The organism is Streptomyces flavalbus (assembly GCF_042674625.1).
Taxonomy (GTDB): Bacteria; Actinomycetota; Actinomycetes; order Streptomycetales; family Streptomycetaceae; genus Streptomyces; species Streptomyces flavalbus.
In genome coordinates, this window is record NZ_JBHTEB010000001.1 from 4154401 (window position 1) to 4175069 (window position 20669).

The following is a 20669-nucleotide window of genomic DNA, read 5'->3' on the forward strand; positions in this document are numbered from 1 at the left end:
GGGAACGGTCGCCTCACGGGTCGCGGCGGCGCCGGGGCGCACGAAGCGGGCCGTACCGGACGCTGTGTCCGGATACGGCCCGCTCGGCACCCGCGGGAGAGGGACCAGCACCTCCGGGAGAGGGACCAGCACCTCCAGGAGAGGGACCAGCACCTCCGGGAGAGGGGCTAGAACGCGTCCTCGTCCAGCTCCATGACGTCCAGGTCGACGCCCTCGGCCACCTTGCGGGCCAGGGTGACGCCCGGCAGCACGGTCGCCGCGAAGAACTTCGCCGCGGCGATCTTGCCGGTGTAGAACGCCTTGTCCTTGGCGGAGGCCGACTGGAGCTTCTCGGCGGCGATCGCGGCGCCCTTGAGGAGCAGGTAGCCGACGACGACGTCACCGGAGGCCATCAGCAGGCGGGTGGTGTTCAGGCCCACCTTGTAGATGTTCTTGACGTCCTGCTCGGTGGCGGCGAGGTCGGTCAGCATCAGGCCGACGATCGCCTCCAGCTCCACGGCGGCCTTGGCCAGGTGCTCGCGGGCCGCGGACAGCTCCTCGCCGCCGGTGCCGAGGGCGAGGAACTTCTTGATGTCCTCGGCGAGCACGTTCAGCGCGGCGCCCTGGTTGCGGACGATCTTCCGGAAGAAGTAGTCCTGGCCCTGGATCGCCGTGGTGCCCTCGTAGAGGGTGTCGATCTTGGAGTCCCGGATGTACTGCTCGATCGGGTACTCCTGGAGGAACCCGGAGCCGCCGAAGGTCTGCAGCGACTGGGCGAGCTGCTCGTAGCCCTTCTCGGAGCCGTAGCCCTTGACGATCGGCAGGAGCAGGTCGTTCAGCGCGTGCTCGGCCTTGGCGTCCTCGCCCGCGGCCTCCTTGACGGCGATCGTGTCCTGGACGGAGGCGGTGTAGAGGACGAGGGCGCGCATCCCCTCCGCGTACGCCTTCTGCGTCAGCAGCGAGCGGCGCACGTCGGGGTGGTGGGTGATGGTGACCTTGGGCGCGGTCTTGTCCATGAAGTTCGCCAGGTCGGGGCCCTGGACGCGCTCCTTGGCGTACTCCAGCGCGTTCAGGTAGCCGGTCGACAGCGTGGAGATCGCCTTCGTGCCGACCATCATCCGCGCGAACTCGATGATCCGGAACATCTGGCGGATGCCGTCGTGCTTGTCACCGATCAGCCAGCCCTTGGCCGGGTGCCGGTCGCCGAACGTCATCTCGCAGGTGTTGGACGCCTTCAGGCCCATCTTGTGCTCGACGTTGGTGGCGTAGACGCCGTTGCGCTCGCCCAGCTCGCCGGTCTCGAAGTCGAACAGGTACTTCGGGACGAGGAAGAGGGACAGGCCCTTGGTGCCGGGACCGGCGCCCTCGGGACGGGCCAGCACGTAGTGGAGGATGTTCTCCGACATGTCGTGCTCACCCGAGGTGATGAACCGCTTCACGCCCTCGATGTGCCAGGAGCCGTCCTCCTGCTCGACGGCCTTGGTGCGCCCGGCGCCCACGTCGGAACCGGCGTCCGGCTCGGTGAGCACCATCGTCGAGCCCCACTGCTTCTCGACGGCGATCTCGGCGATCTTCTTCTGGACGTCGTTGCCCTCGTCGTAGAGGATTCCGGCGAAGGCCGGACCGGAGGAGTACATCCACACGGCCGGGTTGGCGCCGAGGATCAGCTCCGCGTACGACCAGATCAGCGACGGCGGGGCCGTCGTACCGCCGATGGCCTCGGGCAGGCCGAGCCGCCAGTACTCGGAGTCCATGAAGGCCTGGTAGCTCTTCTTGAAGGACTCCGGGACCGGCGCGGTGTTGGTCTCCGGGTCGAAGACGGGAGGATTGCGGTCGGCGTCCGTGAAGGACTCCGCCAGCTCGTTCTCGGCGAGCCGCGTCAGTTCCTCCAGGACGCTCTTCGCGGTGTCGACGTCCATCTCCTCGAACGGGCCGGTGCCGTACAGCTTGTCGCGCCCGAGTACTTCGAAGAGGTTGAACTCGATGTCGCGGAGATTCGACTTGTAGTGCCCCATGGCGTCTGGCTCCGTTAGAGAGTCGGCGAGGCACTGACTCCTCGCACCTAGTTCACGTACCGATAAGTGGTTACGCATGATGCTACCCGTCGGTAATAAGAAGCAACCCCGTTCCCGTCATCTGTGACAGGGCACACCGGAACCGTCCGGGCGACCCCCGTCTGGCGGGCCGCCGCGCTCGGTACGCTTGCGCTCATGTACGGCTACGACCAGAACGTGGGCCCCCAGCAGCAGTACGCCCCTCCGCAGCAGCCGATGAGCGGCGGCTACGGGCAGCAGCCGCCGCTGTACCCCGAGCCGTCGCCGCCCTCGCTCGCGGACGCGGTGCGGGCGTTCACCACCGGGCAGATGATCGCCGAGGACTTCCAGCAGGTCTTCGCCACCTCCAAGGTGTACTGCCCGCGCGGTGACAACCCCGGCTTCCTCGCCCTGCACAACACCCAGCAGCCGGTGATCCCGATGTTCACCTCGCTGAAGGAACTGCGCCGGTACGCGGGCAAGGAGTCCAAGTACTTCGTGATCACCGGCGCCGAGGTGATCGACCTGCTGCCGACCGGCTACGGCTTCGTCCTCGACATGGAGGGCGAGCACCGGATGGTGTTCGACGCCAAGGCGGTGGAGGAGATGGTCGACTTCGCCATGCGCCGGATGTACGGCTGACCGCCGTGACGTGAGGAGCCCGGAGGGAATGCCCTCCGGGCTTTCTCTGTTGGGGGTGGCAGAAAGTTCAACGCTCAACTAAACTGGTCGCACAAGGAGGTACCGACATGCCCGCAGTGACCGTCGAGAACCCGCTGACGCTGCCCCGCGTGAACGCCACCGCAGACGCCGTGGCACGTCCCGTGCTCGCCGTCACCACCGCGCCGAGCGGCTTCGAGGGCGAGGGCTTCCCGGTGCGCCGGGCGTTCGCCGGGATCAACTACCGCTATCTCGACCCGTTCATCATGATGGACCAGATGGGAGAGGTGGAGTACGCGCCGGGTGAGCCCAAGGGCACCCCCTGGCACCCCCACCGCGGCTTCGAGACCGTCACCTACATCATCGACGGCATCTTCGACCACCAGGACAGCCACGGCGGTGGCGGCACCATCACCAACGGTGACACCCAGTGGATGACGGCGGGCGCGGGCCTGCTGCACATCGAGGCGCCGCCGGAGCACCTGGTCGTCTCCGGCGGTCTCTTCCACGGGCTCCAGCTCTGGGTGAACCTCCCGGCCAAGGACAAGATGATGGCCCCCCGCTACCAGGACATCCGCGGCGGCAGCGTGCAGCTCCTCACCTCCCCCGACGGTGGCGCGCTGCTCCGCGTCATCGCCGGTGAGCTGGACGGCCACGCGGGCCCCGGGATCACCCACACCCCGATCACGATGATCCACGCCACCCTGGCGCCGGGCGCGGAGATCACCCTGCCCTGGCGGGAGGACTTCAACGGCCTCGCGTACGTCCTCGCCGGGCGCGGCTCGGTCGGCGCGGAGCGGCGTCCGGTCCACATGGGCCAGACGGCGGTCTTCGGTGAGGGCGGTTCGCTGACGGTCCGCGCGGACGAGCGGCAGGACTCCCACACCCCGGACCTGGAGGTCGTCCTCCTCGGCGGCCAGCCGATCCGGGAGCCCATGGCCCACTACGGCCCGTTCGTCATGAACACCAAGGACGAACTCCAGCAGGCGTTCGAGGACTTCCAGAAGGGCCGCCTCGGCTCCGTCCCCGCCGTGCACGGGATGACCGAGGACGGCTTCTGATCCCGCCCCCGTCCTGACCACCGCACATCACCCGGCCGGGCAGTCCACGCAGGACAGCCCGGCCGCGGCGTGTTCGGGTGGAGGGGTGCAGCTCCTCCCGGAACCCGTCCGCCGCCTCGCCGCCTGGTGCGCGGTGCTGCTGCTCGTCGCGGGGGTGGCGTGGGTCGGCATCCGGCTCTGCGCGGAGCTGCGGACGGCCGTCGTGCCGGTGCTGCTGGCGCTGCTGGGCACCGCACTGCTCGGGCCGCTGCACCGGCGGCTGGTCAAGGCGCACGTCAACCGGTCCGTCGCGGCGGGGCTGACCTGTGTCGCCGTGGTCGCCGTGGTCGGCGGCGCCGTCTACATCATCGTCGCCGCGCTCATCGACACCGGCGACCAGATCCTCGCCTCGCTGAAGACCGCCGCGCAGGACCTCGCCGACCACTTCGGGGCGGCCGGGACCTCGCTGGACGACATGGCCTCCAACGCGCGGGAGCTGCTGGACAAGTTCGGCGGGACGGCCGCCTCCGGGGTGATCAGCGGGGTGAGCGTCGTCGGCGAGACCCTCGCCATGGCCGTACTCGCCCTGCTGCTGGTCTTCTTCTTCCTGCGCGACTCCGACCGGGCCGCCGGGCTGCTGCACGCCGTGGCGCCGCGCGGCAGCGCCGGGATGCTGGAGGCGATGGCGCGGCGGGCGTTCCGCGCCGTCGAGGGCTTCATGCGCGGCACCACCTTCATCGCGCTCATCGACGCCCTGTGCATCACCGTGGGGCTGCTCGTCCTCGACGTGCCGGGCGCGCTCGGCCTGGGCGCGCTCGTGTTCGTCGGCGCGTACGTCCCCTACCTGGGCGCCTTCGTCTCCGGCGCGGTGGCGGTGCTGGTGGCGCTCGCCGACCGGGGCTTCGTGATCGCGCTGTGGGTGCTCGGGGTGGTGCTGGCGGTGCAGCTTCTGGAGGGGCACGTGCTCCAGCCGGTGATCCAGAGCCGCACCGTGCAGATGCACCCGGCGGTCGTCATGGTCACCATCACCGCGGGCGCCTCCGTCGCCGGGGTCCTCGGCATGTTGCTCGCCGTGCCGCTGACCGCCGCCGCCTTCGGCGTCGTCCACGAACTGCGGGACCGGTACGGCGACCAGGGGCCCGCCGACGCCCAGGCAGCGGACGCCCAGGGCCCCGCGGGGTCGTAGCACCGCGCCGCGCCGTTACGACGCTCAGGGGGCCGCCGGGTCGTGGCGCTCGGCCAGCTCCACCCAGGTGCTCTTGCCCTCGCCGCGCGGGTCGACGCCCCAGGCGTCGGCCAGCAGCTCGACCAGCATCAGACCGCGCCCCGAGGACGCCAGCTCCCCCGGGCGCCGCTTGTGCGGCAGGTCGTCGCTGGCGTCGGTGACCTCCACCCGCAGCCGCCGCTCGCCCGGCCCGCCCAGCACCTCGGCGGTGAACAGCGCGTCCGTGTCGGTGTGCACGAGCACGTTGGTGAGCATCTCCGAGAGCAGCAGCACCGCCGAGTCGACCTGGTCGGGCGAGGCCCAGTCGTGCAGCAGCTCCCGCAGTTGCTGCCGGGCCACGCCGATCCGCTCCGGCTCGGCCTGCGCCACCGTCATCATCGTCCGGCGCACCGACGGCCGGGCCGTGACCGAGTCGCCGCGGGCGCCGTCCCCGTTCTCCCGGGAGAGCAGCAGCAGGGCGATGTCGTCCTCGCGCCGGTCCACGAGCGGGCCGGTGGTGTAGTACGAGGTCGGCCCGTGCACCGCCTGCACCAGGGCGTCGGCCAGCTCCTCCAGATCGCCCTTGTGCTCCTCCAGCGTGGTGCGGATGCGCAGCCAGCCGGTGTCCAGGTCGTGCCCGCCGGTCTCGATCAGGCCGTCCGTGCAGATCAGCAGCGTCTCGCCGGGCTCCAGGTGGACCCGGGTGGTGGGGTAGTCGGCGTCCGGGTCGATGCCGAGCGGCAGCCCGCCCGCCGTGTGCCGCTTCAGCACCGTGCCGTCGGCCATCCGGATCGCCGGGTCCGGGTGCCCGGCGCGGGCGATGTCCAGCGCCCCGGTCGCCGGGTCGGCCTCGACGTACAGGCAGGTCGCGAAGCGCAGGTCCGCGAGGTCGTCATCGGCGGCGACGCTGATGCCGTGCAGGAAGCGGGAGGCGCGGGAGAGCACCGCGTCGGGCCGGTGCCCCTCGGAGGCATACGCCCGCAGGGCCGTCCTAAGCTGCCCCATCAGGCCCGCCGCCCGCACGTCATGCCCCTGCACATCGCCGATGACCAGCGCGAACCGGCCGCTCGGCAGCGGGATCATGTCGTACCAGTCACCGCCGACCTGGAGCCCGCCGCCGGTCGGGATGTAGCGGGCGGCGACGCTCATCCCGGGGATGCGGGGGATCAGCGTGGGCAGCATGGAGCGCTGGAGGCCGTCGGTCAGCTCCCGCTCCGACTCTGCGGCACCGGCGCGGGACAGGGCCTGGGCGAGCATCCGGGCCACCGTCGTCAGCACCGACCGCTCGTCCGGCGTGAACGCCACCGGGTAGGTGAACGCCGCCATCCAGGCGCCCATCGTCCGCCCGGCCACGATCAGCGGGAGGAACGCCCAGGAGCGGCGGCCGAAGTGCTGGGCCAGCGGCCAGGTCAGCGGATAGCGCTCCTTGTACTGCTCCGGCGACGACAGGTACACCGCCCGCCCACTGCGCACGACCTCCGCCGCCGGATAGTCGGTGTCCACGGCCATCGCCGCGAAGGGTCCCTCGTCACCGTCCTGCTGACCGTGGTGGCCGATGATCGTCAGCCGGTCGCCGTCCACCCCGAACACCGCCAGCCCGTCCGGTGAGAACCCCGGCATCGACAGCCCCGCGGCGACCCGCAGCACCTCCTCCGTGGACCGCGCCTCGGCCAGCGCCCGGCCCGCGTCCAGCAGGAACGCCTCCCGGGAGCGCCGCCAGTCGCCGGTGACCGCTCTGCGCCCGGCGGGGGTGCCCGGCGCCGGTTCGGTCACCTCCTGGAGGGTGCCGATCAGCTCGTAGGCCCGTTTCTCCCGGTCGAAGGTGGGCTTGGACCGGGACCGTACGACGCGCACGACCCGCCCTCGGTCGTCCATCACCCGGATTCGGACCTCGGCGAGGGTGCCCTCGGCGACGGCGAGCTGGACGACGCCGGTGATCTCGTTCCAGTCGACGGGGTGCAGCCGGGCCCGCACCTGGGCCTCGGTCAGCGTCGTCGGTTCGGCGGGCAGGCCGAGCAGCCGTGCGGCCTCGGCATCCACCGTGACCTGCCCGGTCGCGGTGTTCCAGTGCCAGAGGCCGGTCGCGAGGGCGGCGAGAACCTGCCCCACGGCGGGCAGGGGCTCACCAGTGCGCATGGCCCCACTGTAAGAAGAGGTGATTGGACGATGCCACTGAAGTCGTACGGGACCCGGCTGTTATGGATGAGAGTTGATCTTCGGCTGCCCGGTACCCTGGGGGTGTTTCACGTGAAACACGCCCCCGATCCGCGAAGACTGGATGAACGACGATGCATCGGTACAGGTCCCACACCTGCGGGCAGCTCCGCGCCTCTGACGTCGGCACCGACGTCCGGCTGAGTGGCTGGCTGCACAATAGGCGCGACCTGGGCGGCATCCTCTTCATCGATCTGCGCGACCACTACGGCATCACGCAGCTCGTCGCCCGCCCCGGCACCGCCGCCTACGAGGCGCTCGACAAGCTCTCCAAGGAGTCCACGGTCCGCGTCGACGGCAAGGTCGTCTCCCGGGGCACCGAGAACATCAACCCCGACCTGCCGACCGGTGAGATCGAGGTCGAGGTCGGCGAGGTCGAGCTGCTGGGCGCCGCCGCCCCGCTGCCCTTCACCATCAACACCGAGGACGGGGTCAACGAGGAGCGGCGCCTGGAGTACCGCTTCCTGGACCTGCGCCGCGAGCGGATGCACCGCAACATCATGCTGCGTACGGCGGTCATCTCCGCCATCCGCCACAAGATGACGGCCCTCGGCTTCAACGAGATGGCGACCCCGATCCTTTCGGCCACCTCCCCCGAGGGCGCCCGCGACTTCGTCGTGCCCTCCCGCCTGAACCCGGGCAAGTTCTACGCCCTGCCGCAGGCGCCGCAGCAGTTCAAGCAGCTCCTGATGATCTCCGGCTTCGACCGGTACTTCCAGATCGCGCCCTGCTTCCGCGACGAGGACGCCCGCGCGGACCGCTCGCCGGGCGAGTTCTACCAGCTTGACGTCGAGATGAGTTTCGTCGAGCAGGAGGACGTCTTCCAGCCCATCGAGCAGCTCATGACGGAGCTGTTCGAGGAGTTCGGCGGTGGCCGCCACGTCACCTCCCCGTTCCCCCGCATCCCGTTCCGCGAGGCGATGCTGAAGTACGGCTCCGACAAGCCGGACCTGCGCGCCCAGCTTGAGCTGGTCGACATCACCGACATCTTCGAGGGCTCGGAGTTCAAGGCGTTCGCGGGCAAGCACGTGCGCGCGCTGCCGGTGCCGGACGTCTCCGGCCAGCCCCGGAAGTTCTTCGACCAGCTCGGTGAGTACGCCGTCTCGCTGGGCGCCAAGGGCCTGGCCTGGGTGCGGGTGGGCGAGGACGGTGCGCTGTCCGGCCCGATCGCCAAGTTCCTCACCGAGGAGAACGTCGCCGAGCTGACCAAGCGGCTGTCGCTGGCCGCCGGGCACGCCGTGTTCTTCGGCGCGGGCGAGTTCGACGAGGTCTCGAAGATCATGGGCGGCGTGCGGGTGGAGGCCGCGAAGCGCGCCGGGCACTTCGAGGAGGGCGTCTTCCGCTTCTGCTGGATCGTCGACTTCCCGATGTACGAGAAGGACGAGGAGACCGGCAAGATCGACTTCTCGCACAACCCCTTCTCGATGCCGCAGGGCGGCCTGGAGGCCCTGGAGACCCAGGACCCGCTGGACATCCTCGGCTGGCAGTACGACATCGTCTGCAACGGCGTCGAGCTGTCCTCCGGCGCGATCCGGAACCACGAGCCCGAGATCATGCTCAAGGCGTTCGAGATCGCGGGCTACGACCGGGAGACCGTCGAGGAGCAGTTCGCCGGAATGCTCCGCGCCTTCCGCTTCGGCGCCCCCCCGCACGGCGGCATCGCCCCCGGCGTCGACCGCATCGTCATGCTCCTCGCCGACGAGCCCAACATCCGCGAGACCATCGCCTTCCCGCTCAACGGCAACGCCCAGGACCTGATGATGGGCGCGCCGACCGAGCTGGACGAGACGCGCCTGAGGGAACTGCACCTGTCGGTGCGGAAGCCGCAGCCGAAGTAGTGACCGGTTGAGACGGAAGGCGCCCGGGACGTGGATGTCCCGGGCGCCTTCCGTCGTCGTACCTGGTGTCGTCGTATCCGGTGCGGTGAGGAGTGCTCCGCTACCGGGCCACGAACTGCGTCAGTATCGCCTGCACCTCATAAATGTCGACGCCCTTGGTGAACGTCTTCTGGAGCGGCGTCGCGGAGCCGGAGAGCCAGATCTTCAGCTCCGCGTCGAGGTCGAAGGTGCCCGCGGTCTCCACCGCGAAGTGCGTGATGCTGCGGTACGGGATGGAGTGGTACTCCGTCTTCTTCCCGGTGATGCCCTGCTTGTCGATCAGGATCAGCCGCCGGTCGGTGAACAGGATGGTGTCGCGGATCAACAGATACGCGGCGTGCACCTGCTCACCCTGCCCCAGCAGACGGGCGTATTCCTGCTGCGCCTGCGCCGGATCGATGGCGTGCGCGTTGCCGAAGAGTGCCATGTGTGGTCCCCCCACTTGGTTGCTGCCCACAGAGGATCATGGCTGGTGAGGGGCTGTCCAGGGCCGGATGGCCTCAGGCTTCGTCGGCGGCGAAGACCGCTTCGGCGGTGGGGGCGACGACGGCCTCCAAGAGCCAGCGGTCGAGGGTTTCGAGGTCGTCGCAGCTGGTGATCCGGTCCTGCACCTCTTCCGAGACCTCGATGCCGCGCTTCGCCAGGACCTTCAAGATGTCCAGTGCGGCGCGCTCAGCGCGGCCTTCTTCGCGGCCTTCTTCGCGGCCTGCCTCTCGGCCTGCCTCGCGGAGTTCCTGGGAAAGGGGCGACTTGTAGAAGGAAAGGTCCACGGCCACTAGGTTCCTCCACAGTTCTGCGGCGGGGCTGGTGCCCATGCCTTGGGCGATGAGTTCGATGATCGGGTCGGCCAGAGGGTGCGGGGTGTCCCGCAGGACGGTGGTTACCGCTTTAAGTATGGCGCCGATGTCCCGGTTGGCCACATGCGTGATCGCCGACAGGGTGGCGAGCGCAAGGTCCTTGCGGGCCTCGGCGGGGTCGGTGATCACCGGCATGTTGTGCGGTCCGGCGACCAGGGGGCGCAGAGTCAGCAAGGGCCACTGGGGCGGTCCGAAGGTGACCGGCTGCGCTGCCCACTCGGCCGTCGCGCGGTCCTGGCAGACGACGAGCAGCAACGGCTGCACGCGGTACTTCGCCAGCAGGTACGACGCGTAGTACGCCCAGCTCGCGGGCTTGTCCGGGTTCTTGCTGCCCTGCGCCTCAACGGCGAGCAGCAGCGGTTCCTCGTTCTCCGACTCCAGCCTGAGTAACGTGTCGACGCGGCGTTCGAGGGGCCGGGTCTCGGTGAGGTCGCAGGACAGGACGGTGACCGAGGTGGGCGGGGCGAAGTCGATGCCCAGCACCTCGGAGACCCGGGAGAACAGATCCGGGTACTCCTGGAAGATGCGGTGCATCGCCTCGTGGGGCGCGCTGACCATGAATGTTCCCGAGGGGGGCCCGAGGGGGGTGGACGGCGTTGACTGGGGCGACGATATGAGGTCAACGACGTGCAGAAATGGTTCAGTTGAGCGTTTTTCCCTCGGAAGGGTGATGTCGGGGCGGCTATGGGCCCCAGATCGCCTTGGCAGCGGGCGTCTGGGGCCGCACTTCGTTACGCCTCTTCCCCGCCGAAGCGCTCCTTGTACGCTTCCAGGTCCTCGTCGGTGAGCTTGGCGAAGAGGACCGGGGGGACTGTGAAGGGGGCGCCCGCGGGGACCGTGGTCAGGGACCTGGCCTCGGGCTGGGCGACCCAGGTCGCGGTGTCGTCGGGGAGGGTGAAGACCTGGCGCATCGCTGCCGCCGTGGTCGGGATGAACGGCTCCGAGACGATCGCGTAGAGGTGGATCAGGTTCATCGCCGTGCGCAGGGTGAGGGCCGCGCCCTCCTTGTTCGTCTTGATCTCCAGCCAGGGGGCCTTCTCCTCCAGGTAGGAGTTGCCCGCCGACCACAGCGCGCGCAGCGCCGAGGCCGCCTTGCGGAACTGGAGGGCGTCCATCTGCTGCTCGTACTCGGTCAGCAGGCGCGCGATCTCCTCGCCCAGCTTCTCCTCCGCCTCGCCGGGCTCCGCGCCCGCCGGGACCTCCTCGCCGAAGCGCTTCTTGGAGAAGGACAGGACGCGGTTGACGAAGTTGCCGAGGGTGTCGGCGAGGTCCTTGTTCACCGTGGCCGTGAAGTGCTCCCAGGTGAACGACGCGTCGTCCGACTCCGGGGCGTTCGCCATCATGAAGTAGCGCCAGTAGTCGGCGGGGAGGACTTCGAGGGCGTCGTGGGTGAAGACGCCTCGCCGCTGCGAGGTGGAGAACTTGCCGCCGTAGTAGTTCAGCCAGTTGAACGCCTTGATGACGTCGACCTTCTTCCACGGGGCGCGGGTGCCGAGCTGCGTCGCCGGGAACATCACGCTGTGGAAGGGGACGTTGTCCTTGCCCATGAACTGCGTGTAGTGGACGTCCGCGTCCGACTCCCACCACCACGAACGCCAGTCGCGGTGCTCCGGGTCCTGGTCCGCCCACTCCTTCGTCGCGCCGATGTACTCGATCGGGGCGTCGAACCAGACGTAGAAGACCTTCCCCTCGGCGGCGAGGTCCGGCCAGGTGTCCGCCGGGACCGGGACGCCCCAGTCGAGGTCACGCGTGATCGCGCGGTCGTGCAGGCCCTCCGTGAGCCACTTGCGGGCGATGGAGGAGGCGAGCACCGGCCAGTTGTCGGCGCGCTCGTCGACCCAGCTCTCCACCTCGCCCGCGAGTGCGGACTGGAGCAGGAACAGGTGCTTCGTCTCGCGGACCTCCAGGTCGCTGCTGCCGCTGATCGCGGAGCGCGGCTCGATGAGGTCGGTGGGGTCGAGCACGCGCGTGCAGTTCTCGCACTGGTCGCCGCGGGCCTTGTCGTAGCCGCAGTGCGGGCAGGTGCCGATGATGTACCGGTCGGGGAGGAAGCGGCCGTCGGTGATCGAGTAGACCTGGCGGATGGCTCGTTCCTCGATGAAGCCGTTCGCCTTCAGCTCCCGTGCGATCTCCTGGGTGATCTCGCGGTTCTGGGGGGAGCTGGAGCGGCCGAAGTAGTCGAAGGCGAGCGCGAAGCCGTCGTAGATCGCCTTCTGGGCGTCGTGCGCCTGCGCGCAGAAGTCCGCGACCGGGATGCCCTGCTCCTTCGCGGCGAGTTCGGCGGGGGTGCCGTGCTCGTCGGTGGCGCAGATGTAGAGGACGTCGTGGCCGCGCTGGCGGAGGTACCGGGAGTACACGTCCGCCGGGAGCATGGACCCCACCATGTTGCCCAGGTGCTTGATCCCGTTGATGTACGGAAGGGCGCTGGTGATGAGGTGTCGAGCCATCTCGGCTGCTCCCAGGTCGGTCGTTTTGTGAACCTTGAAATCGTAGCCGACATGGGGCGACCGCCCGCTTCCCGTTTTGCGGGGTGGGAAGGGGCGGTCGGGAGGGCTTGCGGGGTGGCTGTCTACGGGCGCCAGCCCGAGAGGATGCCCTCGTAGAGTTCCGCGTCCGTGAGTTCCTTCGGGGTCGGGCCCGCGTGGAAGAACGACGTGTTGCCCGTCTTGAGCTTGCGGAGGTAGTCGAACGCCTTGTTGTCGTGCTCTCCGAAGGCGACGAAGGCGAAGTGGATGTTGGGGTGCTTCTTCGCCGCGTCCGTGAGGGACTGGGTGGCGGGGGTCTTCGCGTCGGGGGCGCCGTCCGTCTGGAAGATGACCAGGGCGGGGGCGTCCGTGCCCGACTTCTCGTAGTGGGCTACGACCTCCTCGACGGCGGCGTGGTAGCTCGTACGGCCCATGCGGCCGAGGGACGCGTGGAGGGTGTCGATCTTGTCCTCGTGGTCGGTGAGGGTGAGGTCGCCGGTGCCGTCGAGTTCGGTGGAGAAGAAGACGACGTGGACGGTGGTGTCCGCCGGGCCCGCGGGGTCGAGGTGGGCGGCCAGGGCGAGGGTCTGCTCGGCGAGGGCCTGGGCGGAGCCGTCCTTGTAGTACGGGCGCATGGAGGCGGAGCGGTCGAGGACGAGGTAGGTCTTGGCGGGGGTGGTGGTGAGGTTGTGGGTGGTGAGGGTGGTGGCGGCGGTGGTGTAGGCGGTGGTGAGGGTGGGGGGGATGGTGGTGGAGGGGGTGGCGGGAGTGGTGGGTGCGGGGGGTGTGGTTTCGGCCTCGGCTTCGCCTTCGGCCTCGGTGGGGTTCCCACCCGCACCACCCGTGCTGCTTTCGTTGTCGGGTGCGGGTGGCCCCTGTGGGGCGGGCTCGCCGTCGGCGGCTGCGGGTTCGGGGGCCTCCGGCTCAGAGGTCGGTTCCTCCGCCTCCGCCTCCGCCTCCGGCGTCGGCTCGGGCTCCGTGGGTGTCTCTGAAGCGGTCGCCTCTTCCGGCTCGGGCTCCGGCTCGGGGTCCGGTTCCGGTTCCGGGTCCGGCGTCGTCGGTTCGGCCGCCGCAGGCTCTGCCGGCGCCTCCGCCTCCGGCGTCGTCTCGGGTACGGCGGGCTCAGCGGGCGTTTCCGGCTCAGCGGGCGCTTCCGGCTCTACGGGGGTCTCAGGCTCCGCGGCCTGCTCCGCCTCCGCTTCCGCGGGCTTCGCCTCCGCTTCCGCGGGCTTCGCCTCCGCTTCCGCGGGCTTCGCCTCCGCTTCCGCGGGCTTCGCCTCCGCTTCCGCGGGCTTCGCCTCCGCTTCCGCGGGCTTCGCCTCCGCTTCCGCGGGCTCCGCCTCAGCCTGCGCGGGCTTCTCTGCCTCGGCAGGCTTCTCCTCCGCCTGCGTGGGCTCCTTCTCCGCCGCGGGCTTCTCTGCCTCGGCAGGCTTCTCCTCCGCCTGCGCGGGCTCCTTCTCCGCCGCGGGCTTCTCCGCCTCCGTCGGCTGCCCCCCCGGCTCCGCCTCCCGCGCCGACGGGACCGTTGGCTTCTGGACCGTTACGTTGTCGAACGCCGCCGAGACCAGTTCGTCCACCACCGACGGGGACGGAGTCGGCTCCGGGGACGGGGACGGGATCGTCGGGGGCGCCGTCACCTTGGGCTGCTCAGGGGTCGGCGTTTCCGGCGTGGGCGTCGGCTCGGGCGTTGGTGTCGTCGTGTCGTGGGTCTTGCGTGAGCGGCTGAACGCGTTCCGCAAAAGAGAGAGAATGCCCATGTGCGCAACCCTTCGCATGAGTTGTAGCCCGCCGATCCCTGGCCAGGACGGACACGTAAGGTTAGCGGTCCGGGGCAGTGATCTTGGGCGTGGGAGGGCCGCGGGACCGCCGTTCGTCAAGGCGTGTCCCGGCCGTTCCGGCAACTCCGCGACGGATGCTCCAGGTTCACCCTGCGTTCACTCCGGCGCCCCGCTCCCGCACATACGTCCTCCTACCGTCCGTCTGGCTGGATTCCAGGGGAAGCTAGGGGAGAACGAAGTGCGCAAGCCGCTGCCCATCATCACCACGTCGTCGTCCGCGTCACATCCGGGCGGTCGCTCCGCCCTCACCTGCCGGTTCCGCTGCGGTGACGCCTGTTTCCACGAGGTGCCGAACACCTCGGCCAACCCGTACGTCGGCGACGTCATCGCCGGAGCCCTCAGCCGCCGCTCCGTGATGCGTGCCGCGGCCGTGGTCACCGCCGCCGCCGCGGCCGGTACCGCCGTCTCCGTGGCCGCCGCGCCCGAGGCCGAGGCCGCCCCCGCGGCGGGGAAGAAGCCGGGCGCCAAGGCCGCCCGTGGGCTGCGGTTCGAGCCCGTCGCGCCCAACACCCACGACGCCGTCACCGTCCCGGCCGGGTACGAGCAGAACGTCGTCATCCGCTGGGGCGAGCCCATCCTGCGCGGCGCCCCCGCCTTCGACCCGGAGAACCAGTCGGCCAAGGCGCAGGCCGGACAGTTCGGGTACAACTGTGACTTCCTCTCCCTGCTGCCCCTCCCGGGCGAGCACGGACGGCAGATCCTCGTCGCCAACCACGAGTACACCGACGAAGTGCTGATGTTCCGTGGCTACGACGCCGCCAACCCGACCCGTGAGCAGGTCGAGATCGCCTGGGCCGCGCACGGTCTGGCCGCCGTCGTCGTCGAGGGCGACCGCAGGACCGGCAAGCTGGTGGCCGTACCCCGGCACCCGCTGAACCGGCGCGTCACCGCCACCACCGAGTTCCGCGTCACCGGCCCCGCCGCCGGGTCCGACCTGCTGAAGACCTCCGCCGACCCGACCGGCCGCAAGGTGCTCGGCACCCTCAACAACTGCTCCGGCGGCACCACCCCGTGGGGCACCACGCTGCACGGCGAGGAGAACTTCAACCAGTACTTCGCCAACGCCAGCCGCCCCACCGACGCCCGCTACGGCCTGCCCACCGGCGCCTCCGAGCGCAAGTGGGAACGGTTCGACAAGCGGTTCGACGTCGCCCAGGAGCCGAACGAGCCGCACCGCTTCGGCTACGTCGTCGAGTTCGACCCGTACGACCCCACCTCCACGCCCCGCAAGCACACCGCGCTCGGCCGCTTCAAGCACGAGGGCGCCACCGTGCGGCTCACCGACGACGGCCGCCCCGTCGTCTACACCGGTGACGACGAGCGCTTCGACTACTTCTACAAGTTCGTCGGCAGCAAGCGGATGATGAAGGGCCAGTCCCGGGCCGCGCGGGAGCACAATCTCTCGCTGCTCGACGAAGGGACGCTCTACGTCGCCAAGCTGACCGGTGACTCTCCCGCCATCGAGATCGACGGGACCGGCAAGCTGCCCTCCGACGGGGAGTTCGACGGCAGCGGTGAGTGGATTCCGCTGGCCACCGCCACCGCCAAGGGCGCCGTCTCGCACGTCGAGGGCATGACCGCCGAGGAGGTGTTCGTCTTCACCCGGCTCGCCGGTGACAAGGTCGGCGCCACCAAGATGGACCGCCCCGAGGACATCGAGCCCAACCCGGCCACCGGCAAGGTGTACGTCGCCCTGACGAACAACTCCCGCCGCGGCACCACCGGCAACGCCCCCGTCGACGAGGCCAACCCGCGCATCGGCAACAAGCACGGGCAGGTCCTGGAGCTGACCGAGCGCTGGAACCGCGCCGACAGCACCCGCTTCGCCTGGACCCTGTTCCTCGTCGCGGGCGACCCCGCCGACCCGTCCACCTACTTCGCCGGGTTCCCGAAGGACCAGGTCAGCCCGATCTCCTGCCCGGACAACGTGGCCTTCGACCCGCACGGCAACCTGTGGATCTCCACCGACGGCAACGCCCTCGGCACCCACGACGGCCTCTTCGGCGTCGCCACCCGCGGTGACCGGCGCGGTGAGCTGAAGCAGTTCCTGACCATGCCGAACGGCGCCGAGACCTGCGGCCCGATCGTGCAGGACCGGCGCGTCCTCGTCGCCGTCCAGCACCCCGGCGAGATCGACGGCGCCACCGTCGACAACCCCGCCAGCGTCTGGCCCGACGGACCCGGGAAGATCGTCCGCCCGGCCGTCGTCGCCGTCTGGCGCGCGGACGGGCGCGACATCGGCGTGTAAGCACATCGCCTGGCGTGGGCCGTCCCCTCAGCGGGGCGGCCCACGCCTCATTCCCGGGCGTGCAGCGTCACGTCCACCAGCAGCGCCCGGTGGTCCGTGCGGGCCAGGTCGAGGAAGCGGGCCCCGCGCACCGAGAAGTCCCGGCTGACGAGCACGTGGTCGATCTGCACCCCGAACGCCGGTGCCGTCCGCGCGGGCCAGGTCGGCACCCGGTCGGCGCCCGCGAGCCGGGCGGCGTCGTACAGGCCGGTGTCGATCAGTCGGCGGAAGGCCGCGTGGTCCTGGGAGGCGTTGAAGTCCCCGGCGAGGATCACCGGGACGTCCCCGCTGTCGGCGGCGAAGTCGCGCAGGGCGGCCAGGTCGCGCCGCCAGCGGTCCAGGTGCCCCGGCAGCGGCGGCATCGGATGCGCGAGCTGGAGCCGTACCGAGTGCCCGCGCACCTGGGCGACCGCGCCCGGCATCCCCAGGTCACCGGCGACGCCGGGCGTGCCCCGCAGCGGGAACCGGCTGAGCAGCACCGAACCGTCGGAGCCACCGCCCGCGACGGCCTGCCGGTAGGGGTAGTCCGCGTCGAGGGCCTCGGCGAGCCGCGCGTCGCAGGTGTCCTCGCACTCCGGTACGAAGACGACGTCCGGCCGGTGCGTCCGTACCGTCCCGACCAGCGCCTCCGTGGCCCGCCCGAACTCCACGTTCGCCGTCAGCACCCGGAACGAGGCCACCGGCGCGCCCGTGGGCGAGACCGTCTTGCCGTACGGCTCGATGAACCACGCCAGCAGGCCGAGGACGACGATCCCCCACACCGCCCCCACCCACCACCGCGCGACCAGCGCGAGCAGCAGCCCGGCCGCCACCGGCGCCAGCAGCCACGGCAGGAAGGACAGCAACTGCGCCACCGGCGTGATCGCGTCCGTGTCCGCCATCCGGCAGCCGACGACCACGCTCACCCCGGCGAACAGCGTCCCCGCGCTCCATCCCGCCCACCGCCGCCGCACGTCCGTACCCGCCTCCGTCCACCGCCACCCGCATCCTCCCCCGAAGACGGCGGGCGCGCGGCGCGGGTTGTTCAGCCGTCCAGCGCCGTCAGGAACGTCCCCAGTACCGCGTTGAACTCCGCCGGGCGTTCCAGGTTCGGCATGTGCGCGGCGCCCTCGACGACGTGCAGGGTGGAGTGCGGGAGCGCCGCGTGCAGGGACTCGGCGTCGGAGACCGGCGTGTACGCGTCGTCGGCGCCCACGACGACCAGGGCCGGGACCTCGACACGGGGCAGCAGCGGGCGGTAGTCGGGGCGTTCGGCGCGGCCCCGGAGCGCGGCGGCGGCGCCCTCGGGCGGGGTGGCCGTCATCATGCGGTGCACGTGCGCGCGGACGGCCGGGTCGGCGTACGGCGCGACCATCTTGTCGAGCACCTCGTCGGCGTACCCGCGCATCCCCTCGCGCAGCAGGCGGTCGGCCAGGGCGTTGCGGGCGCGCTTGCCCTGCTCGGTCTCCGGGGCGGCGAAGGTGTCGGCGAGGACCAGGCCGCGGACGCGGTCCCCGAGGCGGGCGACGCACTCCATCGCGATCTGGCCGCCCATCGACAGACCGGCGAGGACGAAGCCGTCGACCGCCAGGGCGTCCAGCAACTCCTCGACGTCGGCCGCGAAGCGGGAGAGCGGCGTGACACCGGGGGTGACCGGGGAGGCGCCGTAGCCGCGCAGGTCGGGGGCGATGACCCGGCGCTCGGGGGCGAAGGCGGCGATCTGCGGCGCCCACATCGTGCGGTCGAAGGGGTGGCCGTGGATGAGGAGCAGGGGGAGGGCGGATGCGTCGCCTTTGTCGTCGTATGCGAGGAACGGGGTCATGGGAGCGACCTTAGGAACAGACCTCTCCTCGGGGCAATAAAATCTTTGTCCTCGGTGCAATCCATTCGGGAGGGGTCCTGTGCGCGACTACCTGCGGATCGCGGACCGCATCGCCGCCGACATCGCCTCCGGACGGCTCAGCCCCGGCCAGCGGCTGCCCCCGCAGCGGGCCTTCGCCCGGCGGCACGGGATCGCCGCGTCCACCGCGGAGCGGGTGTACGGCGAACTCGTGCGGCGCGGGCTCGTCGTCGGGGAGGTCGGCCGGGGCACCTTCGTCCGGGCCCATCGGGACGCGGCGGGGGACGGGCGGTCGCTCGTCGAACCGGCGGGCACGCCCGTGCCGGTGGACCTCCAGCTCAACTACCCCTCCGTGCCGGGGCAGTCGGCGCTGCTCGCGCCCGCCCTCGCGCCGCTGCTGCGCCCCGACGTCCTCACCGAGGCGCTGCGGCCCGCCGCCGCCACCGGTACCGGTGCCGCGCGGGAGGCCGCCGCCGGGCTGCTCGGCGTGCCCGACCCGGCGCGGGTGCTGTTCACCGGCAACGCCCGGCAGGCCATCGCCGCCGCGCTCGCCTCGCTGGTCAGGCCCGGTGGCCGGGTCGGCGTGGACGAGCTGACGTACCCGCTGGTCAAGGAGATCGCCGGGCGGCTGGGGGTGACGCTGGTGCCGGTCGCCATGGACGGGGGCGGGATGCGTCCGGACGCCCTGGTCGCCGTCCACCGGGCCGCCGCCCTCTCCGCGCTCTACCTCCAGCCCACGCTGCACAACCCGACGTCGGTGACGATGGGCGAGGGGCGGCGGCGGGACCTCGCGGAGGTGGTGGAGGGGTTGGGGCTGCCCGTCGTCGAGGACCGCATCTGGTCCTTCCTGTACGACGACGGGCCCGCGCCGTTCGCCCGGTACGCGCCCGGCCTCACCCACCTCGTCGACGGGCTCTCCAAGCGCGTCGCGCCGGGACTCACCGTGGGCTTCCTCGTCGTACCGGAGGACCGGGTCGACGCCGTGGCCGCGGCGATCCGCTCCGGTGGGTGGAGCGCGGGGCGGTTCGCGCTGGAGGCGGCCGTGCGGTGGACGGCGGACGGGACCGTCGCGCGGCTGGTGGCGGCCAAGCGGGCGGACGCGGCCCGGCGGCAGCGACTGGTGGCGCGGGCGCTGGCCGGAGTCGGGGCGCTGCGGACCGACCCGCGCGCCTATTACGCCTGGTGGGAGCTGCCGTCGCCGTGGCGGGCCGACACCTTCGCCGCCGCCGCGGCCCGCCGGGGCATCGCCGTCACCCCGGGCCCCGCCTTCGCCGTGGACCCGCACCGCACCCCGGACGCGGTCCGGCTCGGCCTCGCGTCGGCCGGGGAGGAGGAGCTGGCGCGGGCGCTGGGGACGCTCGCCGCGCTGGCGGGTTCGGCCGCGGCGTGAAGGGGGCCGGTTCCCGGGTCAGGCTTGGGCCTGTGATGCCTCTGGGGCGGGTGTGGGCGCTGGTGCCGCCGGGCGCCCGCGGAGGCGGTGCGGCAGGTTCCGTACGGCGGCGAAGCGGGTGAGCCACGCGGTGAGGGCCGCCGTCAGGCCCAGCGCGAGGAGCAGCCAGGACGTCGTACGGAGCGTGGCGGTCAGGGCGTCGTAGACCGCGCCCGCGGCCGGGCGGTGCAGCTCGTCCGCGACCCCGGCGACGGTGAGGTGGCGGCCCACCGCGACCGCCACGCCGAGCAGCGCGCCGCCGAGCGCCGTGCCGAGGCCGGTCGCGGTGACCGCGCGGCGGCGGCAGGCGGCCAGCGCGATCCCGGCGAGGGCGAGCACGACCGCCGCCGTCGGCAGCCAGACCGCGGCGACCTCCAGCACGTCGTACCCCTTCCGCAGCCGCCCCACGTCCCGCGCCGGGAGCACGGCGACCCGGGTGTGCGTGACCGGGACGCGGTCGGCCAGCGGCAGTCCGTCGTGGACGAGCTGGCGCCGCACCCGGTCGGCGACCGGGGCGAGGTCCACGGTGACGGGCCGTCCGCCGCGCTCGTCGCGTACGGCGTCCAGCACCGCGGCGTGGGTGGCGCGGTTCGCCGCGTCCCAGCCCGCTCGGTAGGCGTCGGTGTGGGTGAAGGAACGCACCGCGTCCTGGACGAGGGGCGCCATGGGGCCGAGGTCGACGCGCCGCTCGATGCCGCCGCCGAGGGTGTCCGCGACCGCCGCCCGCACCGCCGGGTCGCTGGCCAGCGGCGCCATCGCGCGCACATAGCGGCCGGTGTCGGCGAGGCCGTACGCGGCCCAGGCGGCCAGCGTGCCGAACGGGGCGAGGAGACAGGACACCGTGATGAGGACGGCGGACAGGGCGTTGCGCAGACGTACCGGCATCCCCTCAGGCAAGTGCCGGGCGGCGGGCGGGGCCAGCGGAGCGGTGCGAATGGGGGGTGGCGCGCCCCGCCCGCACGCCCCA

General features: G+C 71.4%; 15 protein-coding genes. 6 read left to right on the forward strand and 9 right to left on the reverse strand.

What is annotated here, in order from left to right; translation table 11 throughout:
• Positions 1 to 167: 167 nt before the first annotated feature.
• Positions 168 to 1994: an acyl-CoA dehydrogenase gene (locus ACFQZ6_RS18710; protein ID WP_381610575.1), complete on the reverse strand. Its 1827-nt coding sequence runs from the start codon at positions 1992 to 1994 to the stop codon at positions 168 to 170.
• A gap of 195 nt (positions 1995 to 2189) precedes the next feature.
• Between ACFQZ6_RS18710 and ACFQZ6_RS18715 the strand changes: the two genes are divergently transcribed.
• The 3 genes from ACFQZ6_RS18715 to ACFQZ6_RS18725 all read left to right on the forward strand — a co-directional run bounded on the left by ACFQZ6_RS18715 (position 2190) and on the right by ACFQZ6_RS18725 (position 4898).
• Positions 2190 to 2654 (forward strand): SseB family protein, encoded by a 465-nt coding sequence (locus ACFQZ6_RS18715; RefSeq protein WP_381610578.1) that lies wholly within the window; start codon positions 2190 to 2192, stop codon positions 2652 to 2654.
• 107 nt (positions 2655 to 2761) lie between these two features.
• Entirely contained in the window at positions 2762 to 3733 is a 972-nt protein-coding gene (locus tag ACFQZ6_RS18720) for a pirin family protein (protein WP_381610581.1), read from the forward strand.
• Positions 3734 to 3818: 85 nt separating this feature from the next.
• Positions 3819 to 4898, forward strand: a complete 1080-nt coding sequence (locus ACFQZ6_RS18725; protein WP_381610584.1) for an AI-2E family transporter — start codon at positions 3819 to 3821, stop codon at positions 4896 to 4898.
• Between the two features lie 24 nt (positions 4899 to 4922).
• Here the strand turns inward: ACFQZ6_RS18725 and ACFQZ6_RS18730 are convergent, their stop codons facing one another.
• On the reverse strand, positions 4923 to 7052 hold the full coding sequence (locus ACFQZ6_RS18730) for an ATP-binding SpoIIE family protein phosphatase (protein WP_381610586.1): 2130 nt from the start codon (positions 7050 to 7052) through the stop codon (positions 4923 to 4925).
• Between the two features lie 152 nt (positions 7053 to 7204).
• Here ACFQZ6_RS18730 and aspS point away from each other — a divergent pair, with 152 nt between their 5' ends.
• Positions 7205 to 8968, forward strand: coding sequence for an aspartate--tRNA ligase (gene aspS / locus ACFQZ6_RS18735; protein ID WP_381610589.1), 1764 nt, complete (start codon positions 7205 to 7207; stop codon positions 8966 to 8968).
• A 100-nt stretch (positions 8969 to 9068) separates the two neighbouring features.
• On the opposite strand, the gene ACFQZ6_RS18740 is transcribed toward aspS, so the two are convergent.
• The 4 genes from ACFQZ6_RS18740 to ACFQZ6_RS18755 form a co-directional block, all read right to left on the reverse strand.
• Positions 9069 to 9434: a PH domain-containing protein gene (locus ACFQZ6_RS18740; RefSeq protein WP_381610592.1), complete on the reverse strand. Its 366-nt coding sequence runs from the start codon at positions 9432 to 9434 to the stop codon at positions 9069 to 9071.
• A gap of 73 nt (positions 9435 to 9507) precedes the next feature.
• Positions 9508 to 10422: a hypothetical protein gene (locus ACFQZ6_RS18745; RefSeq protein WP_381610595.1), complete on the reverse strand. Its 915-nt coding sequence runs from the start codon at positions 10420 to 10422 to the stop codon at positions 9508 to 9510.
• Positions 10423 to 10595: 173 nt separating this feature from the next.
• Complete coding sequence (metG, locus tag ACFQZ6_RS18750) at positions 10596 to 12311, reverse strand: methionine--tRNA ligase (protein ID WP_381610598.1); 1716 nt, start codon at positions 12309 to 12311, stop codon at positions 10596 to 10598.
• A 122-nt stretch (positions 12312 to 12433) separates the two neighbouring features.
• Positions 12434 to 14086: a VWA domain-containing protein gene (locus ACFQZ6_RS18755; protein WP_381610601.1), complete on the reverse strand. Its 1653-nt coding sequence runs from the start codon at positions 14084 to 14086 to the stop codon at positions 12434 to 12436.
• Positions 14087 to 14345: 259 nt separating this feature from the next.
• On the opposite strand from ACFQZ6_RS18755, the gene ACFQZ6_RS18760 reads away from it, so the two are divergent.
• Positions 14346 to 16415 carry a PhoX family protein gene (locus ACFQZ6_RS18760; RefSeq protein WP_381610604.1) on the forward strand — a complete coding sequence of 690 codons (2070 nt, stop codon included), beginning with the start codon at positions 14346 to 14348 and terminating at the stop codon, positions 16413 to 16415.
• Between the two features lie 47 nt (positions 16416 to 16462).
• Here the strand turns inward: ACFQZ6_RS18760 and ACFQZ6_RS18765 are convergent, their stop codons facing one another.
• The gene (locus ACFQZ6_RS18765) at positions 16463 to 17407 is read right to left on the reverse strand and encodes an endonuclease/exonuclease/phosphatase family protein (RefSeq protein WP_381610607.1); all 945 of its coding nucleotides are present in this window, start codon (positions 17405 to 17407) and stop codon (positions 16463 to 16465) included.
• Positions 17408 to 17478: 71 nt separating this feature from the next.
• The gene (locus tag ACFQZ6_RS18770; RefSeq protein WP_381610610.1) at positions 17479 to 18255 is read right to left on the reverse strand and encodes an alpha/beta fold hydrolase; all 777 of its coding nucleotides are present in this window, start codon (positions 18253 to 18255) and stop codon (positions 17479 to 17481) included.
• 79 nt (positions 18256 to 18334) lie between these two features.
• Here ACFQZ6_RS18770 and ACFQZ6_RS18775 point away from each other — a divergent pair, with 79 nt between their 5' ends.
• Positions 18335 to 19663, forward strand: coding sequence for an aminotransferase-like domain-containing protein (locus ACFQZ6_RS18775; protein ID WP_381610613.1), 1329 nt, complete (start codon positions 18335 to 18337; stop codon positions 19661 to 19663).
• Positions 19664 to 19681: 18 nt separating this feature from the next.
• Here ACFQZ6_RS18775 and ACFQZ6_RS18780 read toward each other — a convergent pair whose 3' ends face one another.
• A complete protein-coding gene (locus tag ACFQZ6_RS18780; protein ID WP_381610616.1) occupies positions 19682 to 20587 on the reverse strand; it encodes a hypothetical protein in 906 nt (301 codons plus the stop codon).
• Between the last annotated feature and the right edge of the window lie 82 nt (positions 20588 to 20669).

Coding starts and splice junctions, on each gene's coding strand:
- ACFQZ6_RS18740 (WP_381610592.1), bottom strand. CDS start 9,434: ATGGCACTCTTCGGCAACGCGCACGCCATCGATCCGGCGCAGGCGCAG.
- ACFQZ6_RS18770 (WP_381610610.1), bottom strand. CDS start 18,255: ATGACCCCGTTCCTCGCATACGACGACAAAGGCGACGCATCCGCCCTC.
- ACFQZ6_RS18710 (WP_381610575.1), bottom strand. CDS start 1,994: ATGGGGCACTACAAGTCGAATCTCCGCGACATCGAGTTCAACCTCTTC.
- metG (WP_381610598.1), bottom strand. CDS start 12,311: ATGGCTCGACACCTCATCACCAGCGCCCTTCCGTACATCAACGGGATC.
- ACFQZ6_RS18745 (WP_381610595.1), bottom strand. CDS start 10,422: ATGGTCAGCGCGCCCCACGAGGCGATGCACCGCATCTTCCAGGAGTAC.
- aspS (WP_381610589.1), top strand. CDS start 7,205: ATGCATCGGTACAGGTCCCACACCTGCGGGCAGCTCCGCGCCTCTGAC.
- ACFQZ6_RS18730 (WP_381610586.1), bottom strand. CDS start 7,052: ATGCGCACTGGTGAGCCCCTGCCCGCCGTGGGGCAGGTTCTCGCCGCC.
- ACFQZ6_RS18715 (WP_381610578.1), top strand. CDS start 2,190: ATGTACGGCTACGACCAGAACGTGGGCCCCCAGCAGCAGTACGCCCCT.
- ACFQZ6_RS18780 (WP_381610616.1), bottom strand. CDS start 20,587: ATGCCGGTACGTCTGCGCAACGCCCTGTCCGCCGTCCTCATCACGGTG.
- ACFQZ6_RS18755 (WP_381610601.1), bottom strand. CDS start 14,086: ATGGGCATTCTCTCTCTTTTGCGGAACGCGTTCAGCCGCTCACGCAAG.
- ACFQZ6_RS18720 (WP_381610581.1), top strand. CDS start 2,762: ATGCCCGCAGTGACCGTCGAGAACCCGCTGACGCTGCCCCGCGTGAAC.